We start from the raw sequence: 17,223 nt of genomic DNA, 5'->3' as shown, positions 1-17,223 counted from the left end.
AGGCTTAAACGTATTTTTTAAATGCGGGCAGCTAACATTTTTTTCTCACCAGAAAAAATAATAAATAAAGCGGAAAGAATCTTAAAAAGTCATGCTGCCTGCTCTTTTTGTAGATAAACTGCGTTATATAGACTGCTAATTACGCCTTCGAATGACCTATTACTCACCCGATGATAATCATCTCAAAATGCGATCGACGCGATTTGTACGTCGCATGTTCGCAATGCGTCAATTAGGGACGATTTTATGTGCCATGCCAATCGCTTCTGTATTAATCGAACAGGGTCACGGCATCTCCATTTTTGCGTTACTGATGGCTTTGTTGAATAAATGGATTTTATGCTGTGGTACTATGAAAACGGTTGTTTCAGATAACATAAAATCAATGCATTACATGCTTGCGTATGACGGTGTTCTGTCTGGCATCAGCGTTTTCTACCAAAACAGTGCAGACAAAACAGAATGATTACCTATTATTCAACAAAGCCGTTACTGATCGGTAATGTCATCCTCTGGCCGTCTCTGGCCTATCGCCTTGCGGCTTCCGCGCGTGATTCAACCGCGAGGGAAAGAATGAATCTCACGCTTGATGCGGCGTTTGGCGGTATCTGGGTCGCGTTGCTGGCGCTGAGTCCCATGCCGTGTTTTGTGATCATGGCAGTATTAATTTCCGACCGCTATGCGGCCGGTGGCTGGCCACAGCTCTTGTCCGCCTTTCAGTCATTTCTGTTTGCCTTTCTTCTGGTCTGGACGCTTGAAGGCGCGCCGGTATCAATGACATTCAGCCTGCGTACAGCCTGGCTGACATTACCGCTGGCGACCTTTTATATGCTGGCGTTAAGCGTTGTATCCCATAATCTGACGTATATGCTGCGTCAAAAAAATCGCGAGCTTGAACGTATTGCATTAATGGATCCGGGTCTGCAAATTCCTAATCGACGTCTTTTTGAACGTCGACTCGAAAGCGAATTTCTGCGTACCCGCCGTGGAGACAGTAAAGCTTACCTGATCATGATCGATGTTGACCATTTCAAACATGTTAACGATACCTATGGTCACGAAGCAGGGGATTTTCTTCTGGCGGAAATTTCGGGTTTATTACGTGACAGTGTGGGAATTAAAGACACACCGGCGCGGTTTGGTGGCGATGAACTGGGCGTCATTGTCCGTGATGCTGATGACGCTGGCATCGTCAGACTCGCTGAGCATATTCAGTGGCGCATTGCGCAGTTACGGTTGCCTGCTTCGCCCGATTTTACCTGTTCAGTCAGTATTGGTATTGCCTGTGCAGAAAAAGCCAGTTCGATACACGAATGGTTGCGCCGTGCCGATGAAGCGTTATATGACGTTAAGCGTTCGGGACGTAATGGTTTGAAGTTATGGCGAGGTCTTTAAGCACAGGGCGCGATATCTTATACCGCAAAAATAAAGCCGCCTGTTAAGGGCGGCTTTATTGACTCAGATAGCGGGATAATCGCCCGTTCCCTCGGGCCAGGGCGTGAGCAGGTCAAAACCCGTGTCGGTAACGGCAACGGTATGCTCCCACTGTGCGGAGAGTGATCGATCCTTTGTGACTACCGTCCAGCCATCGGAAAGCACGCTGGTGCCCGCTTTTCCGGCATTGATCATCGGCTCGATAGTAAAAATCATACCAGCTTTCAGGGGCATCCCTTCACCGGGCGTACCGTAATGCAAAATTTGTGGGTCGGTATGATAAATCTCGCCGACGCCATGACCGCAATATTCTCTGACAACCGAAAAGCCGGCATTTTCAGCAATGCGCTGAATGGCTGCCCCAATATCGCCTAATGTCGCGCCAGGACGGACAGTTTTAATACCGGCAACCAGCGACTGGTAAGTGATATCGACCAGGCGTTTGGCGCGCACGGACGGTGTGCCAACAAAATACATGCGGCTTGTGTCGCCATACCAGCCATCTTTGATAATGGCGACATCGATATTCACGATATCACCGTCTTTCAGTTTTTTTGCCGCAGGGATGCCGTGACAGACAACGTGGTTTACAGAGGTGCAGGTGGTTCGCGTATAACCGTGATAACCGATATTAGCCGGCGTCACGTTGAGTTCATTGACAATAAAATCGTGGCAAATATCGTCCAGCTCTTCCGTCGTAATGCCTGGACGAACGTGCGGTGTGATCATGGCCAGTACCTGTGCTGCAGCATGACCTGCCGCGCGAGCTTTTTCGATTTCTTCGGCGGAATGTATTTTCACTGTTCCCATTACACTTCTCCCTGTGAGGCCAGGTCACTCTTATGCAGCACCTGGCGAATATCGGCACCGCCGTTCATTTCTATGCGAATGAGCGTTTGCGCCAGTTCGTTTTGCGTTAACTGCGGATAGAGCTCGGCCAGCATGCCCAGTTTTAACCAGTGCTCAGCCTGCGAGTTGATCGAGCGGCTCATTGCCTGACTGGCAATACGAAGATTCTCATGCATCACGTCGGATATTTTTACGATGCCCATACTCATCCTGTATATAAAATGTATGCGTTTTATATACAGGGTAATGCCTGCAGTGGAAATTGCAATGAAAATTCCTGGGCATCTGAAAATGTGTGAAATTTACACGACGTTCATCTGTATTTTTAACACCAACTCAAATTTATATTTTAGTGTGAAAGCTCATAATTCTAGCTATTGGACGATTCAATACATTGCCAGGCAACCTGCAATCGGCGTGATACTCAGTTGGGCACCTGTAATTTTTGCGCCCCTGCCAGCAGTTGCTCCAGCACGTCAATACGATGCCGGTGTGGTGTTGTGATGGCAAAGAAGCGCTCCTGCAGTTCGTCTGACTGGCCCACGGAGACAAGAATGCCGGCGCGTAGCTCATCCTGAACCACAACCTCGGGCAACACGGTGAGCCAGCCGCTGTCGCGGGCGATCAGACGCAGCATCGCCATGTCGTCCACCTCGGCTCGCAGTCTTGGCGTCACGCCGGCCTTAGAACATAAAGCATCAAATTGCGCACGCAGGGCATGGCGCGGGCCGGGCAGGGCAATCTCCACGCCATCCAGGTCTTCCGGGATGCGCAGGCTTTGTGACGCCCATTTGCTCGCGGGGCCGACGACGGAGATAGACTGGCTGCCCAGGAACACGCAGCGCAACGGACGATCGGGATCGGCAGGTACTGTCTCATTAGCCAGCACCACATCCAGCTTATGCTGCGTCAGCCTGACCAGCAGGCCCTCCAGTAATCCGGACTCCAGTGTCAGTACTATGGCAGGGTCGGTAAGCGCGGGCCGAATCCAGTTTTCCTGATAATTTCGCGACAGCGTTGCCACGCTGCCCACGCGTAACCGTGTAACACCGGCTGACGTGCCTTTTAACCGTCCCAACATCTCCTGGCTCAGACCAAAGATGTTGTCGGCATAGGCCATAACCAGCTGACCTGTGTCTGTCAGCATCAGACGGCGACCTTTACGGATTAACAAACTTTCTCCAAGTCGATCCTCCAGTTGCCGAATTTGCACCGAAACGGCCGATTGCGAGGTGGCCAACTCTTCGGCAGCCCGCGTCAGATGCCCAAGCCTGGCCACGCGCCAGAAATAATAAAGGTGATGAAAATTCAACTGGTTGAGGTTCATTGTTCGTTTTTTAATATTGAAATGTGCAAATAAATATATTTTACAGAATAGTTCAGGTCAATGACCATACGGCTAATTAAGCGTATGAGGGAAATACAATGAATATCCTTGATGTTCTGCATCTGGTCTGTTTTTTGGCGCCAGCATTTCTAATGGCCGCATTAGCGGGACTGACGCGGTTTAGTTGGATTACCACGCCGATGCTTTGGCGTGTATTACAGGGAGTCTCGTTGAGTACCATTGCCTTAACCGGACTGTGTCTTGCCGCGGGCATCAGTGGTGCGCAATGGACGGGCGTAATAATGGCAACCTCTTTTGGCCTGGTTTTGGCTTTACTGGTGCAAGTGCTGGGTAAGGTTATCGCTTCATTTTCTGCGCGTTACCTTGAAGGGGAAGCCAACCAGCGAGGCTATATTGGCGCACTGGCCGTTGTGCTGTGCAGCGTGCATCTGCTCGTGATCGCCGATAACTGGCTGCTGCTCATCGCGGCCTGGGCCGCAGTCGGTGTGGCACTTCAGCACTTGCTTTGCTTTTATCCCGATCGGCCTTTTGCGCGGCTTGCGGCACACAAAAAGCACATTGCGGATCGCATGGCTGACGTGATGTTGCTTGGCGCTGCCGCGCTCGCCTGGTGGGATGTAGGTAGTTTCTCGCTGTCAGCTCTGGGGATGCATATCGCTCAGCATGGCATGTCCCTGTCCTTACAGGCGAGTGCCGTTCTGCTCGTAATGGCGGTCATCTTTCGTACGGCCTTGCTACCCGTGCATGGCTGGTTGATACAGGTGATGGAGGCGCCAACACCGGTATCCGCGCTCTTGCATGCTGGCGTCGTCAATCTGGGTGGCTTTGTGCTTATGCGCTTCGCTCCCATGTTAGATCAGGCAAACGCTGCGCGCATCCTGTTGCTGATTTTCGCGCTGGCGACCGCTGTGCTGGCAGGCATTGTCATGTTGACTCGCATCAGTATCAAAGTGCGGTTGGCCTGGTCGACCGTTGCGCAGATGGGCTTCATGCTGCTCGAATGCGCGCTTGGCCTTTATACGCTGGCGGCACTGCATCTGATTGGCCATTCACTCTATAAAGCCCATGCTTTCCTGTCGGCCTCGGAAGGTGTAAGAGACACTCGCCTGCAGGCTTTGCACCGGGCCGCTTTGCCCAGCACCCTTAGCGTGTTTTTTGCCCCCGTGCTGACAATTACCGCCGTGTTTCTGGTGCTGATGCTCTCAGGTCTTGCCGCCTGGCCCTGGTGGTGGAGTGTGGTGCTTGGTATGGCCTGGGCACCGTTACTGTGGTTACCCGAGGCTTCAGAGGGCGGGTCTGGAAAGTCGGCGCAGCTTCTTTTCGGGTGCGTCACGGTGATCGGTCTGACGACAGTTGCGCTGTCAGCACATGCGCTGCCGCTTGGCCTGCAGGATATGCCGGATGACAGTCTGGGTCTGATCGCGCTGGCAGGCATGGCGGCCCTGTATCTCTGTCAGGTGTTATTACAAAAGCAGCCACAACACCTGTCGCGCTTGCGTCAATGGAGCTATGCGGGTTTTTACCTTGACGAAGCCTTCACACGTCTGGCGCTGCGCTTATGGCCAGCTAACCTCACATCCCGGGTTTCCATACACGTTGAACCTGAAGTGCCAACCGCGCCTGTTGCTGACAGGCTGAGCTGAACCATACGAATAAACTGGAGAGCCTACTGATGGATACCTTAGTCAATAACGAAAAAACCGGTTCGGCGAGCCTGACGCAATCGACACAAAACGCCTGTTCCCGGCATGCTGCAATTGAGCAGGCTTGCAGCCAGGCCTGCCAGGCGATTGCACCTACATGGCCGCTGGATCGCGCCATTGCTGTCAACCCTCACTGGTCGCGTATTGGCATGCCGGTACGCAGGGTCGCCGCCCGGATGGCGGTACTCGGCGGTATCCAGGTATTCCCATCGCGCGATCAGCAGTTCCTGGCCTGGCGCGAGGGCCGTATCAGCCTTGCCGATCTCAATCTGGCGCTACATCAACTGCCCGAAGCACAAGCGACCGGTCTGACGGCTGAACAGTGCCTGGATGCGTTACAGGCAAGAACCTCACCAGTGCAATTGCCGCTGCTAATCGACGTGCTCGACAACGATCCTGATCGGCACCAGAGATTATCCTGGCGGCAGGCTATCACGCACCAGGTTGGTCAAACCTGCGCCGCCTACTTCGATGAAGATCAGGCGAACTGGCAACCTCAGCGACAGGGCTTATATGCCTTCTGGCGGGATACGCTGGGACACGATCAGGGTATCGGTTTGTTAATGGGGTTGCCCCATATCACAAATGCTATCAATGCCTTACCCGATAATGCTACCGATGCGGAGCGTTGGCTTATCGCACGTCTGGGCCTGCCTGAAGCTGTATGGGCGGATTATCTGGAATCGGTACTGCTTACCGTGAATGGGTGGGCTTCCTGGTGTGCCTTTCTGAGCTGGCAGGCGGGACTGGCGGGGGGTAAGGACCCACACCTGCGCGAGTTGCTGACGATTCGCTTAGCCTGGGGCGTAATCCTGTTGGAATGCAAAGATGATGCAGCAACCCGGCACGCGCTTGCTTCGCTTCAGCACGCCTGGAAACAGGCTCACCAGGTGCTGGAGGCGGCGGAACAGGCGATGCTGGTTGAGGAAGTATGGCAACTGGCGCTGGAGATTGGCTATCAGCGTGAGTTGGCACATCGGCTGGCCTCGGCAAACGGTCATGGTACGGAACATCAGGCAATCGAAGCACAGGCTGCTTTCTGCATTGATGTGCGCAGTGAACCGTTGCGCCGTGCGCTTGAGACCGTGAGTGCTGGTATACAGACCATCGGTTTTGCAGGATTCTTTGGCCTTCCCGTTGCCTACACACCGCTGGGCACGCAAGCCCGCCGTCCCCAGTTACCCGGCTTACTTGCGCCTTCCCTGGAGGTCGCTGACCGTATCGTGGAGGCGGGTTCGCAATATAAAGCCGATGCGGCACTGCAAAGCCAGGCCAGTCGTTCGCGTCACGCCCGATTTGCCATGGCCGATCAATGGAATGCGATTAGCCGCTGGCCGGGGGCTGCCTTCTCGTTTGTGGAAGCGGTTGGACTGGGCTACTCGGTCAAGCTGGTAAACTGGTTACGCCCGGGCAATAAAGCACGTGCCAGAGATGATCTTGCTGGCTTACCTGCGCGGTTTCGGGAGACGTGCCGCCCACAACTGGTTGGGCTGGATACTGAGGCTAAAGTTAAGCTCGCTGCCGGGGTTCTTCATGCCATGGGCCTGGAACAGCATCTGGCACCTATAGTGCTCCTCGTTGGACATGGCAGCCAGTCAGCTAACAATGCCCACGCAGCGGCACTGGACTGTGGTGCCTGTTGTGGCCAGACCGGTGAAGTGAATGCACGCAGCCTGGCGCAATTGCTTAACGAACCACAGGTTCGCCAGGGGCTGCAAGCGCAAGGAACAGTGATTCCGGACTCTACGACGTTTGTGGCCGCCCTGCATAACACGACTACCGATGAAATCGAGTGGTTTGATCTCGATTTGTTGCCGCAAAGTGCGCGCGCCCGCTGTGAGCGATTGCAACCGATTTTTAATCAAGCCAGTGATCAGGTCCGCCGCGAGCGGGCACCCGCCCTTAAGCTGGACCCGCGTGCGCCCGAAGATGTGTTGCTCGGACAACTACGCCGTCGCGCTAATGACGGGGCACAAACCCGTCCCGAATGGGGTCTTTCGGGCAACGCAGCCTTTCTTATTGCCCCTCGTCACAGAAGTCGTGGCGTAGTCCTGGGCGGGCGCAGCTTTCTGCATGACTACGATGCGAGTCAGGATAGTGATGGCAGTCTACTGGAAGGCCTGATGACCGCACCCATGCTGGTCACACACTGGATCAACTGGCAGTACCACGCGTCAACATGCGATCCGCAAAGGTTGGGGAGCGGCAATAAGGTGCTGCACAACGTAGTGGGGGGCCGCATCGGTGTCTTTGAGGGCAATGGCGGCGATCTGCGGATCGGTTTATCACGTCAGTCGCTCCATGACGGCGAGCACTGGATGCACGAGCCGTTGCGCCTGACCGTTGTTATCGACGCGCCGCAAAATGCCATTGACGCAGTGATTGGTAAGCATGAGGTTATCCGGAAACTGCTCGATAACGGCTGGCTCCATCTCTGGCGCTTTGAGGAGGCCGGTCTGGCACGCTATGCACAGGGTAACTGGCTCCCACTGAGTCTGGAGAGACTATAAGAACGCCTGTGTACTAAGGCCTTCGCTGAAAAAATGAAGCGACTGTCTGCCAGACCAAAAAAAGTTACAGTGTAACTAACAGGTGATTTTTTTATTCTGTACAAAGGGGCAACTGTCCCTTTTTACAGGCATAAAAATCGTTTCAACCATTTTCAGGATAACGCGAGCAGGCCAGTTAACGGCCTGCATTTTTTTGCCGGTAAGCTGACGTTCAGCATGACGTGGCGATCAATCCTGGGTGGCATACGAAATTGAATGGGTGTTTTAAAGAGTGATGTCTGGCTAACAGCCTGAAAAATAGGGCTTTATCGATGTCATTCAGGCAGCAGAATTAACGAATGTCGTCAGGGTAAACAGGCGAGTCGTCCACATGCAGCACGGCCATAGCCGTCACCTTCAGCCTTTGTCTCGCGGTGGCGAAACCGGAAATCGTATTGACAGAGAGCAGCGGTAATTCATCACGCAACGTTTTTAATAATGTCGACATGCCAGTACGGAATTTTAGTACGCCATCGGGCGGTCTGTAGGCCATAATACGCATTCGGACATTTATTGCAGTGAATGCTTATTTTGCCGATATCATAAGAAGATAGTACAACCCTTGTAACACAGCGCGATGCAACGCATGTCAAACTCATCTCCGGGAACAACGTAATGCGATCACTAATTATCATGGGCCTGGTGTGGGTTCTTGCTGCATGTTCTAACTCTGTGGGACACAATTTCGATACGGCGACTATTCAGAAGATTAAACCCGGTCAGACGACACGCGCGGAGCTCATTCGTATGTTTGGACCGCCTGATACAGAATCACCTTATCCCAACGGGCAGCAGGTCATGATGTGGAAATACAGTCAGGCCAGAGCCCTGGATACATCGGCGGGAAAGACGCTTACTGTGCAAACTCAAAACGGACGAGTTTTTAACTATACGTTTAGCAAGAGCTGAAGCGGCTGGTGTTACGCGCAATTGTTTCATTTTCAATGTAAGAGTGCAGTGCCGCTGTATCAAATGCATTCTGACCACATGGTCAACCCGAGAGTGCCTTGTTATCGTTAATCTCTCCTGTATCCCGGGGCAGGTATTGCAGAGATCTTGCTGGCGGTGCGCCTCATAATTTATGGCAGGGGGCGCACTCATGAAGCGGTAGCACGACGATCAGAACCCCGTAATTTATCTGCGCCTCCTGATATTAGTGAAACTGTCTCACTTGCTATTACAGCGCCTGTTCATCTGAACGTGCGTAGAGGTTTCCTGCCCGGATCTCCGTACAGCGAATAGCTGTCGAAGACACAAAACGCATCGTGGAATTTTTGACCGCATACTTTGCAGTTAGCTGACGTATCCCATTCATCGTCTTTATCTTCTGAAATAGCGCTATTGTGGAAATAATCCATCATTTATCGCGTTGTTCTCTGCGGGATTAATAACCAATCCATTCAAAAAGAATAAGAGTCATTTCCTTAATGACTTTCTTAAAAAGCGTACAGCGCTACCATTGTGACTCCAGACTTAACAGGTCTGGAGTCACAGGCTGTAGGAAGGTAGAATCTGGCCGACAGTTTTACGATCAGGAGAGGCAGTGGCAGAAATTTTGACAGAAATGACATCGCCGCATGTGGGCCGTCACGTCATGTGTTGGCTCAATCAGATCAGACATGCTTCCTTGTCTGATCTGGATAATTTTGGCGACGAAGGAACAGTGGAGCAGGTTATCCGCGTGTGGGTAAAACTGTCGTTGCTTGTCACCCGACGTCGTCCCGAAATTGCCATATCATCACTACTCAGGCATGTGTTGCCGAATATTGGCACTTTACCACTAAAAAACCTGACGCGTTTACGATTAAACAGGCTCTATAACGTCCTGATTTCTGAAGGTAAAAAAGAGGAAGCCCGGCGCGTTTTTGCTCTGACTAAACAGTTTTTGTCCTGGGCCGAAATGCAGGGTTACCTGGCGCATTCGCCCGTGGCTTCACTGAGGAAACGTGATATTGCGGGCCGTGCGTCACCTCCACGAAGCCGGCAACTGTCAGACGCGGAGATTTGGGTTTTCTGGCATGGTCTGGATAACTGGTCGCTGTCAGAACAGGTACGCTGGGCCTTACGTCTGTGTCTGGTCAGTGCCCGTCGGCCTGACGAAGTGGTTCAGGCGCGGAAATCAGAATTTAATCTGCAATCCGGATTATGGAAGCAGGGAACACGTAACAAGTCCCAGCGCGAACATACTTTACCCATTTCAGCGTTAATGCGCCGTTGTATTGAGGCCTTAATTGCCGCCAGCGATCCGGCTTCTCCCTGGCTCGTACCTGCGCCGCGTGATGTCATGCAGCCGCTTTCGAAAGGTGCGCTGAATCAGGCACTACGCCGGATGTTGCGTGCGCCTCGGGGATTAGGGCTGGAACCTTTCACGCCGCGTGATTTACGTCGAACGGCACGTTCGAAACTCGCCGCGCTGGACACGCCAAACGATGTGGCAAGAAAAATTATGAATCATGCATTAGAGGGAATCGATCGGGTTTACGATACGCATGATTATGTTGTGCAAATGCGGACTGCGCTGGAGCGGTATTCAGAAACGGTTGAGCGTATTACTGAAAGCGACAGCTACCATCATCTCCCTCATCGGTATGAGAATGAGACGCTGCAATTAGCCAGTTCATCAATAATGATGATGAGCAGATAATCTCTTAAAACAATGTTTCCAATAAAATGCGCGGTATCGAAATCAATACCGCGCATTTTGTCAGATCAGGAAATCGTCAAGCGAACCGCCAGCGTCCAGCGCCTTTTTAATTGGCGATGGTGTACGGCCTTGGCCTGTCCACGATTTAGTTTCACCGTTTTCATCGGTATAGCGATATTTAGCAGGGCGAGGTGCGCGCTTAGCTTTTGTTTTTGTCTCTGTGGGCAAATCAACCAGTTCAGAAATATCAATGCCGTCATTCATCAGCATTTCTTTATACTTAGCTAACTTATCTGCTTTCTCGCGCAGCATAGCTTGCTCAGCTTCTTCTTCTTCACGGCGTTCAGCGACAACGACAGAAAGCTTTTCGAGCATTTCATTTAACACATCAAGCTCAATTTCCCGGGCTTGTGCCCGTAGAATACGAAGGTTATTTAATGCTTTGAGCGCATCCATTGGTTAATCCTTAAATTACAGCGAATATTTAAACAGGGTCATTCTACGAAAAATAATCAAGGAAAGAAATATCTCTTCTGTCTGAAATGTAAAAATTTGTTACCGCTTAGGATTATTACGGCATTTTAAACGCATTAAACATACATAAAATTTAAATGCCAGACGCATTGGCAGCGCCTTTTTCGTTGAGGTCCAGGTGATAAACGGTAGCATATTACGGTGACGTATTGAAAATAACGCCCATTTTTTTACTTAAAAAAGCAATAAAAATCAGTGTGTAATGCATTGCCTCCTTACCAGTTACAGGGATATTACGGCATAATAAAGCCGCTTCATTCCAGCGCACGTAAATGATAACGTCAGGTTAATAATTCCCCATGATAAATTGTCCTTATCTTCATTCTGCTCCAAAATGGTTGTGTCTTAATCGCCGGATAATGCGTTAACCGTCTTGTGCATTCCTGTTCACGGGATTAGTTTTTGTGAAGCCAGACGATTACTGAAGTCTGCAACTTTTCTTACAGGACAAATCCTTCTTTTAACACGGTTAGTCAGCGCAATATAGATCGCTATGATGGATAACATTGTGGGTACGCGCGCCTGTCTGTCTTAAGGTTTAATCACACATTTCGTGCTGTAAAGCAGAGCTATAAGCGGAGCGTTGACAAGTGACGGCAAGAATAAAAACGGGTAGCTAATATCATCCTGATGGCCTCTCTCCGTCACTGTACTTAAAGCCAGTCGGGAGGTTATCGTCGCTATAAGAATTTATCAGATCAACAACATTTATATGGCTGCGGACGTGATGCCGTTTGCTTATGAAAACACAACGTATTGCTGCCATTAGATTCTTGCACTTTTCGCTAAGGCGGATATTGTCATCTTTTCCGCTATGGGATGCTTTTCATTCCACGTCTGAAAAGTGAGTCGCTCTGTCTGACAGAATAACGTGCAGGGGGTTTCTGGAACCATTCAAAACCGCTTTTCACAAAAACATGCGTAGTGCGGCGTCTTTATCATTTTCCTCAGGATGAATTTTGAAATGCCGGAAGGGTGAACAGTCGGTGTGAAGGGCGGCACTGGTCTGCACATGCCGTACATTAGCAATAAAAGATATAAACGTTCATCGCTGCCGTTTGCAAAACAGCTTTGCCACCGATAAATACACAGGTCCTTGTCAGGGCGTCACGTCCGACTTTCTTCCCGATTCTTTTATACAGCCTCGCCAGAGCACTCTCTGCCAGTGAAAGACAGGTTCAGCCCCTGACGAGTGATGCGGCTTTGACGAACGGAACAGAGAGCGCAGGATAAACGGCTTATGCTATGCGTAATATTTTCGATTCATCTGTCAGGCACTGGATGGAAAATAAAACGTTAGTGACTTGATACTGTCAGTACTATGATGATGCCTGCATCAGTCTGGCTGGCGAACAGAGCCCCTGAAAGAACTTCGCGGCCGGTTTCTCTGTGGCTTACGGTATTTCCGCGCTTTGGAAAGGTGCAAAAACGCAGACGATGCGCAAAAGATTGTGTGTCTTTAAATAGCCAATGCAGCGGGTGCTTATTAAACGGAGCGGTGTTTTACATCATGCCTTATTCGGACTTATTCACGTCCTGCGTTGTTCTGTTTTATCCGCTCTACTCTGTAACCCCGCGTTTTGCGCAAATGTTCACGCCAGAAAGGTGCGAATTTGCGCTACACTCACCAGCGATAACCTCTTGTTCTGTCTCAATGATAAATTTGACTGAGGCAGCGTAATCAACGTGGAAGAAGCATGAAAATCAGATTCCTTTCGGCCAATGAGCAAAAACTGGCGGAGGTCCGCGGAATACTGGAACCTGTGGGCGTGGACGTCGTACCCATCGCGCGTCGCATTGAAGAAATTCAAACGGAAAATGAACTGGATTTAGTGCGAGATAAACTGACGAAGGCCTTCTCTATTATCGGACGTCCGCTTTTTGTTGAGCACACCGGGCTGTATCTGGATGGCCTGAATGGTTTGCCTGCGGGGCTGACGCGTATTTTCTGGAATCGCCTCGGTGCCGATCGCTTTGCATCGCTGGTACAGGGCCTCGACAGTCAGGGTGTAACCGCCAAAGCCGTACTGGGTTATTGCGACGGACGCAAAATGTACCAGTTTTTCGGCGAATTGCGCGGCACTATTGCACCTGAACCTGCCGGTCCCCATGGATTCCAGTGGGACTGTATCTTTATTCCCGAAGGATACGATCAAACCTTCGCTGAGATGGGCGAGAAGAAAAACGAAATTTCCAACCGTCGCATTGCGCTGGATCGTTTTGCTGCCTTTTTAAAAACTGCACGAGGCGTGGCATGAAACCTGAGCTCAAACGTGCATACGATTCCGGCAAGCTCATTCTGTTTGCCGGAGCCGGTCTTTCCCGTAATCTCGGCCTGCCTGAATGGCATGAGCTTATCGCTCATCTGGCTAATGAACTGGGGTACGATCCGAAAATTTTTAATACTTACGGTACGCACCTCTCTCTGGCTGAGTACTACAAGCAGAAAAAAGGTTCGTTAGGACCGTTACGAAGCTGGATGGATCGCGAATGGCACCGGCCTGATATTGATGTCCGCAGCTCTGAAATTCATACCATGATCACTCAGGGCAACTTTTCACGCATCTATACCACGAATTACGATCGGTGGCTGGAAGCCGCGCATGAGGCCCATGGCGTGCCTTATTCAAAAGTGGCGAATGCAGCCGATCTGGTTTCACTCACCGAAGATAAACGTCATATCATCAAACTTCATGGCGACTTTGATGACGATACTTCTATCGTACTGGATGAAAGCAGCTACTTTGAACGCCTCTATTTTGATTCGCCGTTAGATATCAAGCTGACCCATGATGTCATGGGCAATTCGGTTTTGTTTGTTGGCTACAGCATCAGTGATTTTAATATTCGTCTGCTCTTCTATCGGCTGACAAAAATGTGGGGGCGCACAGGCCTGGCAACCGCCCGACCCAAATCTTACCTTTTTACCAATCGCAATAACCCGGTGGCAAAAGAAGTATTGGGGCAATGGGGAATCGAAATGATCGTGTCGGAAGAGGACGATCCCCGTAAAGTGCTGGCTGAGTTTATGGAAGAATTACTGGCCTGATGCACACCGAATGGCGTAAGCAGGGCAGGTTTAACCGTTGTGTCTTTTCTTCACTGGAAAACGTCGCCGACTGTGTTATACTGTATAAATAAACAGTATGTGAGGGCAATAAAATGGCTGTCGAAACCAAATTTGTAGTAGTCAGAAAGGGTGAAGAGAAGATGACATTTGCCAATAAGAAAGAGGCCGATGCCTACGACAAAATGCTGGATATGGCAGAGGCGTTCACCGACTGGTTACTGGCACACCAGGCCGATATGGACGAATCGCAGGCTGAAACCTTAGGGTTGTTGCTGGCAGAGCAAAAAGACGCGGTACAGCATATTCTTCGCACCAGCAAATTACCTGGCACGGCGCAAAATGTGTCAGAAACAGCTGACGCGACTGCGCAAAGTGAGAAAAAAGTCCGCGCCGTTAAAGCGGCCTGATGGTTCATTCCTGGCAGTTCATTACCTGTGAACTGCCCGCCTGTTATCCCGCACAACGCTCTCTCCATAACGCTTCGCGCGCATTGACTGGTTTGCGCCGTGCTTGCCTGCATTACGATCAGCCAGTCAAATGTGTGATGGCAAAAGCGTAGTGATGGAGATATCTGGCAAGCCAGCCAAAACAAAGCGCAGAGCTGTGAAGCCAGCCAGTATGATTCCACATGAATAAGTCCGGTTTTTCATCCCGCCAAAAAAGAGGGCACAAACTGACATATTTTTTCCGCCCGTTTATTGTTTCAGGTCAAAATCATCGCGATAAGTTACCAAAATTTCACTTTCCCGCCCGGTGTTCAGACGACATCGTGACGATCGCCACGCGTTGTGGGATGAGAAATGACTAAAAAAGTGACGCTGTTATCGCTGATATTGCGAGCCTGATGTTTTGCGCCGGGGGGAATTTCAATTCCCTGTTGCGTCTGCAGATGATGCACCACACCGTCCACCTCAAGGCTGAGCTGGCCTTCCAGCACAAAAAAGAACTGCCGCGATCGCACATGATAATGCCGTATTTCATGTGTTGCAGGCGGCATCTGCTCATAAATAATGCTCAGATCGTGTCTTTTAAGCAGATGCCAACCCTCACACTGCTCACCCCAGAAATAATGCTCTGCGTTCTCTTTCGAAATCATGCGCTTTCCCCCTGATGATGAACGTTGTGATTAAGGTCTGACTTGAGTCATGAGAATTAAAGTTCGTTTATTGAGCGCCGATAGATCCTTAAGGAACATAAAAGCGTCTGTCTGGCAGGGAAGTCAATTAAGCCGATCGATTTCAGGGGAATCCGCATGACTTCTCAACCCGCAAAAAAACACTGACCACCCGCACCCAGATGCTGCTTGCCGGTGGCCTGACTATTACGCTTGGTTTTACCGTCACTATTGGCGTCCTGAGCTGGCAATCGGCAAAAGAGCAAAAAAACTTAGCGGAAAATTATCTTCAACAGATTGCACAAAGTCGCGGCCTGCAGATTCAGCAAGAGCTGAGTTACGCGCGCGATATGGCACACAGCCTTGGCCAAAGCCTGATTGCCTTACCAAAAGCGGGCGTTAATGACCGGAAAATTGCCGACAAAATTATGGAGTATTCTCTCAGGGCCAACCCTGACTATCTCTCTATGTCCGTGATTTTTGAACCTGACGCGTTTGACGGTCGCGATGCGGAGTTTGTTGGTCAGAAAGGACAGCCACCTCAGGGCCGCTATGCCTGGTTTGTTGACCGCGATCAGTCCGGCAACTATGCCATGCATCCGCTGCTCTCCTATTTGACGCCTGGCCAGGGGGATTATTATCTGGTCCCTCAACAGTCGCGTAAAGATACTCTGATAGAGCCCTACAGCTACCCGTACAACGGCGTGCCAACCTTACTGACCTCGGTTGCCTCACCCATTATCGATCAAGGCAAGCTCATGGCGGTGGTCACATCGGATATTTCGCTTGCGTCATTACAGCAAAAAGTGAACCAGATAAAACCCTGGCAGGATACGGGTTATGCGCTGTTGCTTTCGAACAGTGGTAAAGTGGTATCGTCACCTGTCAAAAATGACGCCGGTAAGGAATGGAAAGGCGACAAAGACAATTTTACCCGTCAGATCGTCGAACATGATGATCCGGTGTTGGGTGAAAGAGCCATGTACACCTGGTATCCGGTGGTGACAGGCAACAGCGATAAGCCCTGGTATGTGGGAATTGTCGCCCCTGTCAGCCAGGTCATGGCCGCCGCGAACCGCCAGCTCTATTGGGCTATCGGTTTAATGCTTGTGAGCATCCTGCTGGTAGGTGCCGTACTGGGGTTATTGTTTAATCGCAAAGTAATGCGCCCGCTTGGTGGCGAACCCGCAGAAGCAGCCCGTATTGCGCTGGCCGTTGCGGAAGGCAAACTCAGCAATGATATTCAGGTCGCGCACGGTGACAACGCCAGCCTGTTTTACGCCCTGCACACCATGCAGAGCCAGTTGCAATCCATTGTGGGCCAGATTAAAGATGCCAGCGCGTCTGTCAGAGAGGGGGCCAGTGAGATAGCCAGCGGCAACCTGGATTTAGCCTCGCGCACCGAACAACAAGCGGCAGCTCTGGAAGAGACAGCAGCCAGCATGGAACAAATCAGCGCCACGGTTCGCCTGAACGCGGATAACGCCCAGCAGGCTACGCACCTGACCGGAAATGCGACCACCATTGCCAGCCGGGGCGAAAACCTGGTGGGCCAGGTGGTACAGACCATGTCGCAAATTGATGACAGCTCAAAGAAAATTGGCGATATCACGACCATGATCAACAGCATTGCCTTCCAGACCAATATCCTGGCGCTCAACGCAGCCGTTGAGGCGGCCAGGGCGGGCGAGCAGGGGCGCGGATTTGCGGTAGTGGCCTCTGAGGTCAGAAACCTGGCGCAACGCAGTGCCGGTGCGGTTAAAGACATTGCCGCGCTTATTGAGGAGTCCAGTGCCCGGGTACAAAGCGGCGTCACGCTGGTCAATGAGGCAGGAAAAACGATGCATGAAAGTAAGCGTCGCATTCAGACCGTATTGACGTTCAGGCAGAGGGAAGCTCGACCTTCCATGGCAGCAGATCGCGGACCCGGTTCACCGGCCAGTCCTGTATATGACCGATGACGTAACGCAACCACGTC

At 51.1% G+C, this 17,223-nt stretch carries 15 protein-coding genes and 1 pseudogene; 9 read left to right on the top strand and 7 right to left on the bottom strand.

All coding sequences use genetic code 11. From position 1 onward, the window contains the following. The first annotated feature begins 151 nt into the window (after positions 1 to 151). Positions 152 to 466, top strand: coding sequence for an MASE2 domain-containing protein (locus tag F7Q90_RS27235; protein ID WP_044243084.1), 315 nt, complete (start codon positions 152 to 154; stop codon positions 464 to 466). After that, complete coding sequence (locus tag F7Q90_RS15060) at positions 463 to 1,395, top strand: sensor domain-containing diguanylate cyclase (RefSeq protein WP_044243083.1); 933 nt, start codon at positions 463 to 465, stop codon at positions 1,393 to 1,395. The genes F7Q90_RS27235 and F7Q90_RS15060 overlap by 4 nt, the downstream gene beginning before the upstream one ends. 63 nt (positions 1,396 to 1,458) lie before the next feature. Here the strand turns inward: F7Q90_RS15060 and map are convergent, their stop codons facing one another. The 3 genes from map to F7Q90_RS15045 all read right to left on the bottom strand — a co-directional run bounded on the left by map (position 1,459) and on the right by F7Q90_RS15045 (position 3,610). Further along, the gene (gene map, locus F7Q90_RS15055) at positions 1,459 to 2,244 is read right to left on the bottom strand and encodes a type I methionyl aminopeptidase (protein ID WP_006121994.1); all 786 of its coding nucleotides are present in this window, start codon (positions 2,242 to 2,244) and stop codon (positions 1,459 to 1,461) included. After that, entirely contained in the window at positions 2,244 to 2,486 is a 243-nt protein-coding gene (locus tag F7Q90_RS15050; protein WP_006121993.1) for a ParD-like family protein, read from the bottom strand. Before F7Q90_RS15050 ends, map begins: the two co-directional genes overlap by 1 nt. A 221-nt stretch (positions 2,487 to 2,707) precedes the next feature. Beyond that, a complete protein-coding gene (locus F7Q90_RS15045; protein ID WP_006121992.1) occupies positions 2,708 to 3,610 on the bottom strand; it encodes a LysR family transcriptional regulator in 903 nt (300 codons plus the stop codon). A gap of 98 nt (positions 3,611 to 3,708) precedes the next feature. Between F7Q90_RS15045 and F7Q90_RS15040 the strand changes: the two genes are divergently transcribed. Beyond that, the gene (locus F7Q90_RS15040; RefSeq protein WP_006121991.1) at positions 3,709 to 5,274 is read left to right on the top strand and encodes an NADH-quinone oxidoreductase subunit L; all 1,566 of its coding nucleotides are present in this window, start codon (positions 3,709 to 3,711) and stop codon (positions 5,272 to 5,274) included. A gap of 29 nt (positions 5,275 to 5,303) precedes the next feature. Then, complete coding sequence (locus F7Q90_RS15035; RefSeq protein ID WP_006121990.1) at positions 5,304 to 7,844, top strand: YbcC family protein; 2,541 nt, start codon at positions 5,304 to 5,306, stop codon at positions 7,842 to 7,844. Positions 7,845 to 8,175: 331 nt separating this feature from the next. On the opposite strand, the gene F7Q90_RS15030 is transcribed toward F7Q90_RS15035, so the two are convergent. Beyond that, positions 8,176 to 8,376 (bottom strand): hypothetical protein, encoded by a 201-nt coding sequence (locus F7Q90_RS15030; RefSeq protein WP_141119408.1) that lies wholly within the window; start codon positions 8,374 to 8,376, stop codon positions 8,176 to 8,178. A 1,071-nt stretch (positions 8,377 to 9,447) separates the two neighbouring features. Between F7Q90_RS15030 and F7Q90_RS15020 the strand changes: the two genes are divergently transcribed. Next, complete coding sequence (locus tag F7Q90_RS15020; protein ID WP_039339626.1) at positions 9,448 to 10,527, top strand: tyrosine-type recombinase/integrase; 1,080 nt, start codon at positions 9,448 to 9,450, stop codon at positions 10,525 to 10,527. A gap of 60 nt (positions 10,528 to 10,587) precedes the next feature. Here the strand turns inward: F7Q90_RS15020 and F7Q90_RS15015 are convergent, their stop codons facing one another. Then, complete coding sequence (locus F7Q90_RS15015; RefSeq protein WP_006121986.1) at positions 10,588 to 10,983, bottom strand: H-NS family histone-like protein; 396 nt, start codon at positions 10,981 to 10,983, stop codon at positions 10,588 to 10,590. Between the two features lie 1,775 nt (positions 10,984 to 12,758). On the opposite strand from F7Q90_RS15015, the gene F7Q90_RS15010 reads away from it, so the two are divergent. The 3 genes from F7Q90_RS15010 (at position 12,759) to F7Q90_RS15000 (ending at position 14,538) form a co-directional block, all read left to right on the top strand. Beyond that, the gene (locus F7Q90_RS15010) at positions 12,759 to 13,319 is read left to right on the top strand and encodes a non-canonical purine NTP pyrophosphatase (protein WP_006121984.1); all 561 of its coding nucleotides are present in this window, start codon (positions 12,759 to 12,761) and stop codon (positions 13,317 to 13,319) included. Continuing rightward, on the top strand, positions 13,316 to 14,110 hold the full coding sequence (locus F7Q90_RS15005) for an SIR2 family protein (protein ID WP_006121983.1): 795 nt from the start codon (positions 13,316 to 13,318) through the stop codon (positions 14,108 to 14,110). Before F7Q90_RS15010 ends, F7Q90_RS15005 begins: the two co-directional genes overlap by 4 nt. 113 nt (positions 14,111 to 14,223) lie before the next feature. Then, positions 14,224 to 14,538, top strand: a complete 315-nt coding sequence (locus tag F7Q90_RS15000) for a YebG family protein (RefSeq protein WP_006121982.1) — start codon at positions 14,224 to 14,226, stop codon at positions 14,536 to 14,538. A 350-nt stretch (positions 14,539 to 14,888) separates the two neighbouring features. Here F7Q90_RS15000 and F7Q90_RS14995 read toward each other — a convergent pair whose 3' ends face one another. Then, entirely contained in the window at positions 14,889 to 15,227 is a 339-nt protein-coding gene (locus tag F7Q90_RS14995; protein ID WP_006121980.1) for a cupin domain-containing protein, read from the bottom strand. A gap of 200 nt (positions 15,228 to 15,427) precedes the next feature. Between F7Q90_RS14995 and F7Q90_RS14990 the strand changes: the two are divergent. Continuing rightward, positions 15,428 to 17,119, top strand: a pseudogene (locus tag F7Q90_RS14990) (methyl-accepting chemotaxis protein); the annotation flags it as partial. A 7-nt stretch (positions 17,120 to 17,126) separates the two neighbouring features. Here the strand turns inward: F7Q90_RS14990 and F7Q90_RS14985 are convergent. Further along, on the bottom strand, positions 17,127 to 17,223 hold a 97-nt coding region (locus F7Q90_RS14985; protein WP_151160719.1), incomplete at its 5' end, for a transposase domain-containing protein.

This window comes from Pantoea stewartii subsp. stewartii (assembly GCF_008801695.1).
In the GTDB taxonomy this organism is placed as follows: domain Bacteria; phylum Pseudomonadota; class Gammaproteobacteria; order Enterobacterales; family Enterobacteriaceae; genus Pantoea; species Pantoea stewartii.
Note: the sequence above shows the minus strand (reverse complement) of the source record. Positions and strands in the feature narration are given on the sequence as shown.

Coding starts and splice junctions, on each gene's coding strand:
- F7Q90_RS27235 (WP_044243084.1), top strand. CDS start 152: ATGACCTATTACTCACCCGATGATAATCATCTCAAAATGCGATCGACG.
- F7Q90_RS15060 (WP_044243083.1), top strand. CDS start 463: ATGATTACCTATTATTCAACAAAGCCGTTACTGATCGGTAATGTCATC.
- map (WP_006121994.1), bottom strand. CDS start 2,244: ATGGGAACAGTGAAAATACATTCCGCCGAAGAAATCGAAAAAGCTCGC.
- F7Q90_RS15050 (WP_006121993.1), bottom strand. CDS start 2,486: ATGGGCATCGTAAAAATATCCGACGTGATGCATGAGAATCTTCGTATT.
- F7Q90_RS15045 (WP_006121992.1), bottom strand. CDS start 3,610: ATGAACCTCAACCAGTTGAATTTTCATCACCTTTATTATTTCTGGCGC.
- F7Q90_RS15040 (WP_006121991.1), top strand. CDS start 3,709: ATGAATATCCTTGATGTTCTGCATCTGGTCTGTTTTTTGGCGCCAGCA.
- F7Q90_RS15035 (WP_006121990.1), top strand. CDS start 5,304: ATGGATACCTTAGTCAATAACGAAAAAACCGGTTCGGCGAGCCTGACG.
- F7Q90_RS15030 (WP_141119408.1), bottom strand. CDS start 8,376: ATGGCCTACAGACCGCCCGATGGCGTACTAAAATTCCGTACTGGCATG.
- F7Q90_RS15020 (WP_039339626.1), top strand. CDS start 9,448: ATGACATCGCCGCATGTGGGCCGTCACGTCATGTGTTGGCTCAATCAG.
- F7Q90_RS15015 (WP_006121986.1), bottom strand. CDS start 10,983: ATGGATGCGCTCAAAGCATTAAATAACCTTCGTATTCTACGGGCACAA.
- F7Q90_RS15010 (WP_006121984.1), top strand. CDS start 12,759: ATGAAAATCAGATTCCTTTCGGCCAATGAGCAAAAACTGGCGGAGGTC.
- F7Q90_RS15005 (WP_006121983.1), top strand. CDS start 13,316: ATGAAACCTGAGCTCAAACGTGCATACGATTCCGGCAAGCTCATTCTG.
- F7Q90_RS15000 (WP_006121982.1), top strand. CDS start 14,224: ATGGCTGTCGAAACCAAATTTGTAGTAGTCAGAAAGGGTGAAGAGAAG.
- F7Q90_RS14995 (WP_006121980.1), bottom strand. CDS start 15,227: ATGATTTCGAAAGAGAACGCAGAGCATTATTTCTGGGGTGAGCAGTGT.